Origin of the sequence: Clostridium chromiireducens (genome assembly GCF_002029255.1) — a bacterium.
Lineage (GTDB): Bacteria > Bacillota > Clostridia > Clostridiales > Clostridiaceae > Clostridium > Clostridium chromiireducens.
On record NZ_MZGT01000043.1, the window covers coordinates 37286 to 50842 of the forward strand.

At 29.8% G+C, this 13557-nt stretch carries 8 protein-coding genes; all 8 read left to right on the forward strand.

Translation table 11 applies throughout. The features are described 5' to 3' along the window. The first annotated feature begins 126 nt into the window (after positions 1-126). The 8 genes from gltB to CLCHR_RS15655 all read left to right on the forward strand — a co-directional run bounded on the left by gltB (position 127) and on the right by CLCHR_RS15655 (position 13447). Positions 127-4704, forward strand: a complete 4578-nt coding sequence (gene gltB / locus CLCHR_RS15620) for a glutamate synthase large subunit (RefSeq protein WP_079440767.1) — start codon at positions 127-129, stop codon at positions 4702-4704. A gap of 13 nt (positions 4705-4717) precedes the next feature. Continuing rightward, positions 4718-6187, forward strand: a complete 1470-nt coding sequence (locus CLCHR_RS15625; RefSeq protein WP_079440768.1) for a glutamate synthase subunit beta — start codon at positions 4718-4720, stop codon at positions 6185-6187. 284 nt (positions 6188-6471) lie between these two features. After that, on the forward strand, positions 6472-7401 hold the full coding sequence (locus tag CLCHR_RS15630; protein WP_079440769.1) for a CPBP family intramembrane glutamic endopeptidase: 930 nt from the start codon (positions 6472-6474) through the stop codon (positions 7399-7401). 136 nt (positions 7402-7537) lie between these two features. Further along, the gene (locus CLCHR_RS15635) at positions 7538-8461 is read left to right on the forward strand and encodes a CPBP family intramembrane glutamic endopeptidase (protein ID WP_079440770.1); all 924 of its coding nucleotides are present in this window, start codon (positions 7538-7540) and stop codon (positions 8459-8461) included. A 412-nt stretch (positions 8462-8873) separates the two neighbouring features. After that, on the forward strand, positions 8874-9161 hold the full coding sequence (locus tag CLCHR_RS15640; RefSeq protein WP_079440771.1) for a hypothetical protein: 288 nt from the start codon (positions 8874-8876) through the stop codon (positions 9159-9161). A 346-nt stretch (positions 9162-9507) separates the two neighbouring features. After that, complete coding sequence (locus CLCHR_RS15645; protein ID WP_079440772.1) at positions 9508-10716, forward strand: NADP-dependent isocitrate dehydrogenase; 1209 nt, start codon at positions 9508-9510, stop codon at positions 10714-10716. Between the two features lie 409 nt (positions 10717-11125). Then, positions 11126-12928, forward strand: coding sequence for a PAS domain-containing sensor histidine kinase (locus CLCHR_RS15650; protein WP_242966109.1), 1803 nt, complete (start codon positions 11126-11128; stop codon positions 12926-12928). A 48-nt stretch (positions 12929-12976) separates the two neighbouring features. Next, positions 12977-13447 carry a hypothetical protein gene (locus tag CLCHR_RS15655; RefSeq protein ID WP_079440773.1) on the forward strand — a complete coding sequence of 157 codons (471 nt, stop codon included), beginning with the start codon at positions 12977-12979 and terminating at the stop codon, positions 13445-13447. Positions 13448-13557 lie beyond the last annotated feature (110 nt).

The following is a 13557-nucleotide window of genomic DNA, read 5'->3' on the forward strand; positions in this document are numbered from 1 at the left end:
GTGTTTTTACTCGTAATTTTGCTACGAATGGGTAAATTCCGATATATTAGGAAATAGACAAGTACCTAATCTTTAATTTGGATAAGGTACATATCAATATATTATTATTTCAAGGGGGAATTTTAAATGGAAAACAATAATCCGAATGCACAAGGGCTATATAATCCGTGTTTTGAACATGATGCTTGTGGAATTGGGACTATAGTAAACATTGATGGCAAAAAATCACATGAAATTTTATCAGACTGTTTAACTATCTTAGAGAAGCTAGAACATAGAGGTGGTACAGGAGCTGATGAAAATACTGGAGATGGAGCTGGAATATTATTTAACATACCTCATAAATTCTTTGAAGAAGAATTAAAATCAAAGGGAATGGCACTTGAAAATGAGGGTGATTATGCAGTTGCTATGGTGTTCTTACCACAAGAAGAAAAGGCAAGAAAAGAAGCTATGCGCCTTTTTGAAGATATATCAAAAGAGGAAAATCTTGAACTGATTGGGTGGAGAGAAGTTCAAACTAATCCTTCAATACTTGGAAAAGCATCTTTAGAAGCTATGCCTGCTATAATGCAAGCTTTTGTAAAGAGACCTAATGGCATAAAACAAGGAAAAGAATTTGAAAGACATTTATATATAGTTAGAAGAAACATAGAAAAAAGAGCAGGATGGATAAGCAAATTCTTAAATGAAACTTTCTACATAGCATCTTTTTCATCTAAAACAATTGTGTACAAAGGAATGCTTTTATCTACACAATTAAGGGAGTTTTATAAAGACTTAGAGGATGAAAGAGTAGAAACATCTTTAGCGTTAGTTCATTCAAGATATAGTACTAACACATTCCCAAGCTGGGAAAGAGCACATCCAAATAGATTTATGATCCATAATGGTGAAATTAATACACTTCGTGGAAATGTAAATAAAGTTTATTCTAGAGAAACAAACGTAAAATCTAGAGTACTTGGTAAAGAGTTAAATAGAGTATTACCTATTATAAATAAAGAAGGATCAGACTCTGCGATCTTTGACAATAATTTAGAATTCTTATATATGAATGGTATGGACTTAACTAGAGCAGTTATGATGGCAATTCCAGAACCATGGTATAAGAGCAAAACTATGAGCAAAGAAAAGAGAGCTTTTTATGAATATAATGCTACACTAATGGAACCATGGGATGGTCCAGCAGCTATCGTATTTACAGATGGTGAAAAAGTTGGTGCAGTTTTAGATAGAAATGGTTTAAGACCGTCAAGATATTATATAACTAAAGATAGAAGATTAATCCTTTCTTCAGAAGTTGGTGCTTTAGATATACCAGCTGAAATTGTTGAAAAGAAAGATAGATTAATGCCAGGTAGAATGCTGCTTGTTGATACAGTTAAAAAAGAAGTTATAGATGATGAAGAATTAAAGCATTCTTATGCAACAGAGCATCCATATGAAGAATGGCTTAAAGAAAATTTAGTTACTTTAGATAAATTAAAAGATAGTAAAAAATTCAGAATTGAATATGATAAGGAAACAAGAAAGAGATTAGAAAAAACTTTTGGATATACTTACGAAGAAGTTAAGACAACAATGCTTCCAATGGCTAAAACAGCAGCAGAACCACTTGCAGCAATGGGTGTTGACGTTCCAGTAGCAGTATTATCTAAAGAAGCTCAGCCGCTATTTAATTACTTTAAGCAATTATTTGCGCAAGTAACTAATCCTCCTATAGATGCAATCAGAGAAGAAATAGTTACAGCTTCTAATGTTTACATAGGACCAGAAGGTAATATATTGGAGGATAGACCAGGCAATTGTGAATTGCTTAAGCTTGATTCTCCTATAATTAATGATGAAGAGTTTGCTAAAATAAAGTCACTTAATAGTGGAAACTTAAAATCAAAAGTTATTGATATAGTATTTGATAAAGGTGGTTCCCTAGAAGTAGCATTAGATGAATTATTTGAAAAAGCACAAGATGCATATGAAAAAGGATATACTGTATTAATATTATCAGATAGAAATGTATGTGAAACTAAAGTTCCAATTCCATCATTACTTGCAGTATCAGCACTTCATCAATACTTAGTTAAAAAAGGAACAAGAACATCAGTTGGACTAGTTTTAGAAAGTGGAGAACCAAGAGAAGTTCATCATTTTGCAACTTTAATCGGATTTGGTGCATCTGCTGTAAATCCATATATGGCTTATGAAGCATTAAGAGGCTTAATTGAAGAAGGATTACTTGATGTAGATTATAATAAGGCTGTATATAATTACAATAAAGCAGTTACTAAAGGAATAATTAAAATACTTTCTAAGATGGGTATTTCTACAATTCAATCTTACCAAGGAGCTCAAATATTTGAAGCTATCGGTATTGGTACAGAAGTTATAGATAAATACTTCACTAATACTGTAAGTAGAATTGGTGGACTTGGATTAAAGGAAATGCAAAAGGAAGCAGAAATAAATCATACAAATGGATTTAGAGATAAAACTTATGCTGCTGATTTCACATTAGACTCACCTGGATATGAAAAGCTTAGATCTGGTGAAGGAAATGAAGAAAAGCATTTATATAATCCATTAACTATTCATAGACTTCAAGAAGCAACAAGAACAGGTAACTATGAGTTATTTAAGGAATGTACTTCTTTAATTGATGCTGAAGACTCAGAAATAACATTAAGAGGTTTATTGGAGTTTAACTTGAATTCTAATTCAATTCCATTAGAAGAAGTTGAGTCAGTAGCAGAGATAGTTAAGAGATTTAAAACAGGAGCTATGTCTTATGGATCAATATCTAAGGAAGCTCATGAAGCATTAGCTATAGCTATGAACAGAATCGGTGGTAGATCAAACACTGGTGAAGGTGGAGAAGATCCAGATAGATGGATTGTTGATGAGAATGGAGATTCAAGAAGATCTTCAATTAAGCAAGTTGCATCTGGTAGATTTGGGGTAACTTCAGAGTATTTAGTAAACGCTGATGAACTTCAAATAAAATTAGCACAAGGAGCAAAACCAGGTGAAGGTGGACAATTACCAGGAACTAAGGTTTATCCATGGGTTGCTAAAACTAGACATTCAACTACAGGGGTTGGACTTATATCACCACCACCACATCATGATATTTATTCAATAGAAGATTTAGCGCAATTAATTTACGATTTAAAAAATGCAAATACTGGTGCTAGAGTATCTGTTAAGTTAGTTTCAGAATGTGGAGTAGGTACTATTGCAGCTGGTGTTGCTAAGGGTGGAGCCGAAGTTATATTAATTTCCGGATATGATGGAGGAACTGGTGCATCACCAAAGAACTCTATCAAAAATGCAGGACTTCCTTGGGAACTTGGACTTGCAGAAACTCACCAAACTTTATTACTTAATGATTTAAGAGAAAGAGTTAGAGTTGAAGTTGACGGTAAGCTTATGAGCGGTCGTGACGTTGCTATAGCTGCACTTCTTGGAGCAGAAGAATTTGGATTTGCAACTGCACCACTTGTAGCGCTTGGTTGTGTTATGATGAGGGTTTGTAATCTAGATACTTGTCCAGTTGGAGTTGCAACTCAAAATGAAGAATTAAGAAAGAGATTTAAAGGAAAGCCAGAATATGTTGTTAACTTTATGTACTTCATAGCAGAAGAACTTAGAGAAATCATGGCTAAGCTAGGGTTTAGAAAACTTGATGAAATGATCGGTAGAGTAGATAGACTTAAACAAAAAGAAAATATTCATGGCTGGAAAGCTCAAAATATCGATTTAAGTTCGGTGCTATACACTCCTGATAAATATAAAGGTAAAGTAGTTAAATTTGATGAAACTAAGAAATATGACTTTAAACTAAACAAAGTGTTAGATGAAAAGTTATTCTTAGATAAATGCAAAGAAGCTATAGATAGTGGTGAAAAGATAAGCATAGAAGTTGACGTAACTAATACTGATAGAACACTTGGAACTATCTTAGGATCAGAGATAACTAAGGTACATGGTGGAAAAGGGCTTCCAGAAGATACAATAAATATAAAATGTAATGGAGCCGCTGGTCAAAGTTTCGGTTCATTCATTCCAAAGGGATTAACTTTTGAAGTTGAAGGAGATGCTAATGACTACTTAGGCAAGGGATTATCAGGTGGTAAGATTATAGTTTATCCTCCAAAGAAATCAACATTTGTAGCTGAAGAAAATATCTTAATAGGAAATGTTGCTTTATACGGAGCAACTTCAGGAAAAGTATTTATAAATGGTATTGCAGGTGAAAGATTCTGCGTTAGAAATTCAGGAGCAACTGCTGTTGTTGAAGGTGTTGGAGCTCATGGATTAGAATACATGACTGGTGGTAAAGTTGTTGTTTTAGGTAAAACAGGAATTAACTTTGCAGCAGGTATGAGTGGAGGAATTGCTTACCTTTATGAAGAAGATCCAAACTTCAGAATAAATTTAAATGAAGAAATGGTTCTATTAGAGGAGTTAAGCTTAGAAGATGAAGAAGAATTAAGAAACTTAATTGAAGAACATGTAAAAGTTACAGGCTCTCCTAAAGGAAATAAAATATTGTACAACTTTGAAACAGAAAAATCTAAATTCCATAAGATAATTCCTAAGGATTATAAGAGAGTAATAGAAACTGTTGAAAAGTATAAGAATCTTGGATGTAATGAGGACGAAGCATTAATTAAAACTTTCCAAGAAATTAAAGGAAATTAGGAGGGTTAGACAAATGGGAAAACCAACGGGATTTTTAGAGTATGATAGAGAAGTAGGTAAAAATAGAGAACCTAAAGAAAGATTAAAAGACTATAAAGAATTTCATTTAAGTCTTCCAGCTGATAAGCAAAGCATTCAAGGTGCAAGATGTATGGATTGTGGAGTTCCGTTCTGTCAATCAGGAGTATTAATTTCTGGAATGGTATCAGGATGTCCACTTCATAACTTAATTCCTGAATGGAATGATTTAGTATATAGAGGAAAATGGGATTTAGCTTATGAAAGATTAAATAAAACTAATCCATTCCCTGAATTTACAGGAAGAGTATGTCCAGCTCCATGTGAAGCTGGGTGTACAGCTGGATTAAATGGCCCTTCAGTTACTATAAAAGAAAACGAAAGAGCTATAATTGATACTGCTTTTGAAAATGGAATAGTTAAAGCTAATCCTCCAGCTAAGAGAACTGGAAAAACTGTTGCTGTAATTGGATCAGGTCCAGCAGGACTTGCTACAGCAGATACTTTAAACAAATGTGGTCATAAAGTTACTGTATTTGAAAGAAGTGACAGACCAGGTGGACTATTAATGTATGGTATTCCTAACATGAAGCTAGATAAAGAAGTTATCTTGAGAAGAGTACACATTATGGCAGAGGAAGGCGTTAAATTCGTAAATAATGCAGATATTGGTAACAATTATGATGCAAATGAAATTTTAGATGAATTTGATGCAGTAATCCTTGCTACAGGAGCATCTGAACCTAGAGATCTTCAAGCTAAAGGAAGAGACGAAGTTAAGGGAGTTCACTTTGCTGTAGATTTCTTAAAGGCTAATACTAAGAGTTTATTAGACTCAAATCACGCTGATAACAACTATATTTCTGCAAAGGATAAGAATGTAATTGTAATTGGTGGTGGAGATACAGGTACAGATTGTGTTGGAACTTCACTTAGACATGGATGTAAGTCATTAGTTCAATTTGAAATAATGGGTGAGCCCGCTCGCGAAAGAGCTGAAAACAATCCATGGCCAGAATGGCCTAAGGTTCTTAAGGTTGATTACGGACAAGAAGAATTTATAGATGTTTATGGCAAAGATCCAAGAGAGTATTTAACTACAGTTACAGCTCTTAATGCTGATAAAGATGGAAATCTTGAAAGTGTTGACACTGTTAAAGTAGAATGGAAGAAGGACGAAAATGGAAGATTCGGTCCAGTTCCAGTTAAAGGCTCAGAAAAAACTTACCAGGCTGAATTAGTGTTACTTGCAATGGGATTCACAGGATCACAAAGTTACATTAAAGAAGCTTTTGGAGTAGAATCAGATGCAAGAACTAATATAAAAACTGGAGAAGACTTTAAGACTAATGTTCCTAAGGTATTTGCTACAGGGGATGCTAGACGTGGTCAGTCATTAGTTGTAACAGCTATTAATGAAGGAATTAGAGTTGGTATTACAGTTAATGAATTCTTAAGAAAATAAACACCTATAAAAAGAGTGGCTATGCCACAATGCGGAACATTTCACAGATAAAAAGAGCAGCTATGCTGCAATACGGATCATTTCACAGATAAAAAGAGCAGCTATGCTGCATATAAGATTATTTCACAAAAACAATACCTCTAGAAGATGTTCTAGAGGTATTGTTTTTTATTTGCAACCAAATAAATAGCGACTATATTTAGGAAAGGGTAATAAAGTATTGTTTTGATAAATAAATTAAATATGTAAAATATATTTATTTATGAAAGTGAGGTAAAAAGATAGTGAAAATTTTTAGAAATAATAAAAGCATAATAATATCTTTACTGAAAATAGGAATTTTATATTTAGTATCTACTACAACGTCAAATGCAGTTTCAGATATTTTTTTCAAAATCTATGATGTATTTATTCAAAAAATAAATCCTCAATTAGTAGTTGGTTCAGAGGAATATATAAAATATTTAGATGAACAATTATCTAACATGAATAGTTTTCCAGCAACTTCAATAATATTAATTGAATGTATATGTTCAATACTTTGTGTTGTCATACTGTGGAGGATATATGAAAAAAGAAAACTCAGAGATATGGGGCTTACTAACATCTATGTCAGCTTTAATGATTTATTATTTGGATTAATAATTGGGGCACTGTCTTTTACATTAGTAGCATTTACTTTACTATGTACTAAATCTGTAGAACTACAAAATAGTTTTAGTAAGCCACACTTTTCATATGTATTAATTATTCAACTAATTGTTTTTATCTTTGTTGGAGTTAGTGAAGAACTTTTTTCAAGGGGATACTGCATAAATATTTTAAAGCAGCCTAAAAAATCTTGGGTTATTCCCATAGTGATATCATCCATAATCTTTGCATTATTACATTCTAATAATCCAGGAATAAGTACACTAGCTTATATTAATTTATTTTTGTTCGCAGTTTTTATGGGAATTGTATGTATTAAGACTAAAAACTTATGGATGGCGATAGGATATCATATAACATGGAATTATTTTCAAGGCAATGTTTTTGGATTTTTAGTAAGTGGAATTGATACTACTCCCATATATAAAGTTAAAGTAATAAGTCCGAATATAATAAATGGTGGGGATTTTGGGCCGGAAGGTGGAATCATAGTTACAGTGTTACTCATAGTAAGTATATTAACAGCATACAAATTTTTACCAAGCAGGAAAGTGTCTTTATAGAAATTTAAAATTTACATTAAGATAAATTTAAGTATATTTTAATATATTCGTATTGATTTCAAGCTATAATAAATTATACATCAAAATGTTTAAGAGTTTTATAAAAGAAGACTAATAAGGGGGATTAGAGAAATTAATGAGAATCTTTAAGAATACTAATAATCAAATTAGGTCTGGATGGAAAATATTAATTGTATTTATATCATTTTTCCTTACAACCTTTGCATCATCATTTATTTTTAGTGCTTTATATGGCATAATTATTTTTATTGTGAAGCCAGAATTATTATCTCAAGGTGATGGGGGCGCAAAATATATTTCCGAACAATTTACAAGTATGTCTTCTATTCCAGGTGCATTTATAAGTTTACTTCAATGTTTATTGATGATATTTTTTGTTATTCTATTCTGGAAGATATGGGATAAAAGAAAAGTGGCAGACATGGGATTAACAAGTATAAAAAATAGTTGGAAAGATTTGTTCATTGGTTTATTAAGTGGTGCTATATCTTTTTCATTAGTTGCAATTATATTATTATGTACAAAATCTGTTGAAATGGTAAATAGTATTAACAAACCAAACTTTTCATGGGGGTTAATTATAGAATTAATTATTTTCATTTTTGTTGGAATTAATGAGGAGCTTTTTGCAAGAGGATACTGCATGACAGTTTTAAAGCAAACTAAAAAAGCATATGTTCCGATTATTGTATCATCAATAATCTTCGCATTAATGCATTCATTAAATCAAGGAATAAGTTTAATTGCATATCTTAACTTATTCTTATTTGGAATTTCTATGGGATATGTATTTATAAAAACTAAAAATATATGGATAAGCATTGGATATCATATAACATGGAATTATTTTCAGGGAGACATTTTTGGATTTTTAGTAAGTGGAATTTCTACAAACTCCATATATAACATAAAAACAGTTACTCCTAATTTAATTAATGGCGGTAGTTTTGGGCCAGAAGGTGGGTTAGTGGTTACTGCATTACTTATAGCTACAATATTTATAATATATAAATTTTTGCCTGAAAGAAAGTATATATGAGCAGTGAACCTTTCTTTCGGGTATATAATATGCTTTAAATAATAAACAAAGTTTAGGTTAAGGTGATTTGTATGTGATATAATTTACATTATAATATTGTAAGTAGTATTATATTGATATATAATATTAAATAAAGTAACTTAAAATGTTATTTATAATTATGTTATATTCAATGGTTTGTTTAGGTTTATAGATACCTAACGTGAAACTTAGACTTATGTGATAACTTATTGAAGTTATAAATATTTTCATCTAATAAGTCTTTGACATATACTTAGAATAACTATTCCTATTCATACTTGTTAGATTTTAGTTTATTTCGGTAAGTTATCACATAATTATAAGTACAGTTACACATTGGATATGTATAATTACTATAGGATAAATTTAAGGAATGTAGAGGTTAAGTGTGATGAGTGGAGATATTAAAAAGTATATATATATTATTGGAGGAATAGGCATAGTTTTTATAGTTGGAACTATAATATTAAATCTTCTTCCATGGCTTTTATTAATTGGATTAATATCGTACATTGGAGTAAAGATTGCCGGTTTCATTAAAAAGAAAAAAGCAAAAAAAACTGCAAATAATTTTAATGATTCAGATGATTATCAAAGTTATAAAATAGAAACTGATGATTACACTACAGGAGAGATTATCGATGTTGAGTATGAAGATGTGGATAGCAAGAAAAAATAATACTTGATTTTATTGAAAAACTCAGTTCATGAACTGGGTTTTATTTAAATTACTTATAAAAGCGCAAAGTTGATAAATTCTCTCTGCAGACAAAATTACTTAAAACTATATTTCAGTTGAAAAGATACCGAAAATAATATTCGCATACTTATGCAAAAAGTTAGCTGTATTTGGGTTAATCACATGAATTATTTATTGTTAATTGATAAAAATGTAGCAATAATGTATAATTATCTTTATGAAGTAAGGCATCTAAAAGAAGACAACAGGTGAATAAAATAGTCACTTACTTATTTCTTTTTAAAGATACTTAGTGATAATATAAGCAATATAGGAGGCAATAAATATGGAAAAGATTAAAATGTTAACTCCATTAGTTGAAATGGATGGAGATGAAATGACTAGAATTATTTGGGGCGCAATAAAAGAGGAGTTATTAAATCCTTTTATTGAATTAAATACAGAATACTATGATCTTGGATTAGAATATAGAAATGAGACTGATGATCAAGTTACTGTAGATGCTGCAGAAGCTATCAAAAAATATAAGGTAGGGGTAAAGTGTGCAACTATTACGCCAAATGCAGCAAGAGTTAAAGAATATGATTTAAAAGAAATGTGGAAAAGTCCTAATGGTACTATAAGAGCAATTTTAGATGGAACAGTATTTAGAGCACCAATTATAGTAGAACCAGTAAAACCATACGTTAGAACATGGAAAAAGCCTATAACTATAGCAAGACATGCTTATGGAGATGTATATAGAGATGTAGAAATGAAGATAGAAGGAAAAGGTAAGTGTGAACTTGTATTTACTTCAGAAACTGGTGAAGAAAAAAGAGAGTTAGTACATAACTTTGCAGGTGATGGAGTAGTTCTTGGTATGCATAACCTTAATGAGTCTATTGAAAGTTTTGCAAGAGCTTGTTTCGGTTTCGCACTAGATACTAAGCAAGACTTATGGTTTGCAACTAAGGATACAATTTCAAAGAAATATGACCATACATTTAAAGATATATTCCAAGAAATATTTGATGCAGAATATAAAGCTAAGTTTGATGAAGCAGGAATTGAGTATTTCTACACATTAATAGATGATGTTGTAGCTAGAGTAGTTAAATCAGAAGGCGGAATAATATGGGCGTGCAAGAATTACGATGGAGATGTAATGAGTGACATGGTTGCTACAGCTTTTGGTTCACTTGCAATGATGACATCAGTATTAGTTTCACCAGAAGGAAACTATGAATATGAAGCAGCTCATGGTACTGTTCAAAGACATTACTATAAGCACTTAAAAGGTGAAGAAACATCAACAAATTCAATTGCAACTATATTTGCATGGTCTGGAGCGTTAAAGAAAAGAGGAGAATTAGATAATAATTCAGCTTTAGTGGATTTTGCAGATAAATTAGAAAAGGCTTCAATAAAGACAATTGAAGATGGAATAATGACTAAGGATTTAGCATCACTTGCAGAGCATGACAATATTCAGACTCTAAATACTTTTGATTTTATAAAAGCAATTAGAAAAACATTAGAAGAAATAATATAATTTTATTATAAAGATAAGCTGTATCAAAATAAAAAGTGATTTTTATTTTGATACAGCTTACTTTTTTATGGATAAAAGGCATTACGTAATTTAATATTATAATCATTAAATTATAATATTAAATATTTATGATGATATTGGTTTTTAATGAAAGTATATAATTCTAAAAAAAATTTCAAAGATTTAGGTATCGCTTAAAAATAGTTTAAATTACCCTAAATTTAAACTATATATAATGAGACTGTGTAAAAAAATGTAGATTTTTTGTATGAATTATTATATTATGTTAATGTATAATTGTTTCTGTAAAAATATAATATTTGCAAGCAATTATTGGATTTAATGTAAGTATATATTTAAACTTATCATTTAGCAAAAGTTTCATATCTATAAATAGAAGGTGGATTAAGTGAATACTATTAATAATAACAGATACAGAAATATACTTGGAACCATTTCTATCGCAAAATTTGGAGTATTATTGATTATTTCAATAATAAGTATGAACGAATTATTGAAAAGTCCAGATTACTTAAATCAGATCCCGTTAAACAATTATGTCATTTTATTTATCCCAGCATTGTTAATAATCACTATTTTATTATGGTCATTTTCATATATATATATATTTAAATATAAAAATATTAAAACTGTTCAAATAGTTGAAGATAGTGCTTTTACTTTTATGTTGTGTATATTGATATTTTTATCGAATACATATCAAAGTCAGTATAAGTATTTGTTTTTATTTAGCATTATTTCATCAACAATATCATTAGGTAAAAAATATGGTTTAATAGTTGCAACATTATCATCATTTATCATATTTTTTATAGACTTATTTTTTGCTCCAAATTTAAGAGTTAATATATATTTTGAAAATGATTTGATGCTAGCATTAGGATTTATTATGGTTGCATGGGTTTTAGGGGAATATAAAAAATTTGAAAGTGACCAAAGAGAATTGTTAGAGTCGGAGCTAAAAGAACAGCTAAGACAACATGATTATATCGAAGAAATGTTATTAAAAAATGAAGATTGTTATAATTTACTAATTAAATATTCTTACTATTCAATTATGATTCACGATAGTGAGAAAATATTATATTTAAATAAAAAAGCTATAGAATTGTTTGGAATAAACTCATTAGAAGAAATGAAAAAAAAATATCTCACTGCTTTTTACAATACAGATGATTATAAAAAAATAAAGGGAAAATATCTAGATATAATAAATAATAAAAAGTCAGCGGTATCCTTTGAAGAAAAAATTATAAATAACAAAGGCAAGAAGATCAATGTTCATAATATCTCTACATATTGCGTTTATGGAAAAATGCCTGTAATACTAACTATCATGAGAGATATTACACCAGAAAAACAAGTACAAAAATTAAAAGACGAAGTAAAGGAAAATATTAAGTTATTAAATGAAACCCAGCAACAGAACAGATTTATAACTGAATTTTTTTCTAATATATCGCATGAATTAAAGACGCCTTTAAATGTGATATTTTCTTCACTTCAATTATTGAATGTATATGATGATGAAGAATTTATCAAAAATAGAAAGAAATATTTAGATGTAATGAAACAAAATTGCTATAGGTTAATTAAATTAGTTAATAATTTATTAGATATAGTAAAATATGATTCTGGATTTATTATTCCAAATATGCAGAATGAAGATATTGTTTATGTGGTTGAAACCATTGCTATGTCTATAGTTCCATATGCTGAAGACAAGGGGATAGAATTGGTATTTGATACTGATATTGAAGAGAAAATTATTGCTTTTGATGTGGACAAAATGGAAAGAATAATTTTAAATTTACTTTCAAACGCCTTGAAGTTTACAGATAGGGGCGGATATATATATATAAGCATAAAAGATAAAAATGAAAAAGTCGAGATATCTGTTAAAGATACAGGAATAGGAATAGCTGTTGATAAAAAGGAATTTATATTTGGAAGATTTACTCAAGTGAACAAGAGTTTAAAAAGAAATCATGAAGGAACTGGTATAGGACTTTCGCTTGTAAAATCTTTCGTAGAATTACATAATGGTGAAATTAAACTTGAAAGTAAATTAGGTCATGGAAGTGAATTTACTGTTGTGTTACCTTCAAGGCAATCCGAGGAAACGAAGGTTGAAACAGAGATAAAAGACAATGTGATTGAAAGAGTTAGCATGGAATTATCTGACATATAGTCACGTGAATTTGAAAATAGTTTGTCGATAAGATGGGAGAGATGTAAGTTGTTTGAAATGTCACTAATATATTTGATTGGAATATCAGTCCCTGAAAGTTTGCTTTTTGTTTGGGCATTTTATACTTTGTCACAAACCCCAATAAATATTAAGAGGTTCTTTTTGTCTGTTATAGTGAATTTTACTTTGGTTTGTGGAGTAAGACTCTTACCTATAGACTTTGGGATACATACTTTGCTATTAATAGCAGCATATATATTTACTAATATTTTAATAAATAAAATTAACCTAATAACATCAATATTAGTAACTATTAGTGTGATCATAATACAGTTCATAAGTGAATTTATAGATTTATTTATTATTGGACATATATTGAAATATAATATGGAATACATATTGAGCAATCATGTAGCGAAAGTACTGTCTGGACTTCCTGCTTTTATATTTTTTGCATTTTTTGTTGTCTTGGCAAAAATGGCAATAAGTAAAGTACAAGGTAAAAATTATAATAAATAAAGATATATAATAAAGTTCCTATATATAATGATTGGATTGTCTATCATTATATATAGGAACTCTTTTTTACGTAAAATATTATAAAGTTAAATAGATAATATAGATTATGT

Bases quoted from the DNA above. Each gene is read 5' to 3' on its own strand.
- CLCHR_RS15640 (WP_079440771.1), top strand. From the start codon at position 8,874: ATGAGTGGAGATATTAAAAAGTATATATATATTATTGGAGGAATAGGC.
- CLCHR_RS15635 (WP_079440770.1), top strand. From the start codon at position 7,538: ATGAGAATCTTTAAGAATACTAATAATCAAATTAGGTCTGGATGGAAA.
- CLCHR_RS15645 (WP_079440772.1), top strand. From the start codon at position 9,508: ATGGAAAAGATTAAAATGTTAACTCCATTAGTTGAAATGGATGGAGAT.
- gltB (WP_079440767.1), top strand. From the start codon at position 127: ATGGAAAACAATAATCCGAATGCACAAGGGCTATATAATCCGTGTTTT.
- CLCHR_RS15625 (WP_079440768.1), top strand. From the start codon at position 4,718: ATGGGAAAACCAACGGGATTTTTAGAGTATGATAGAGAAGTAGGTAAA.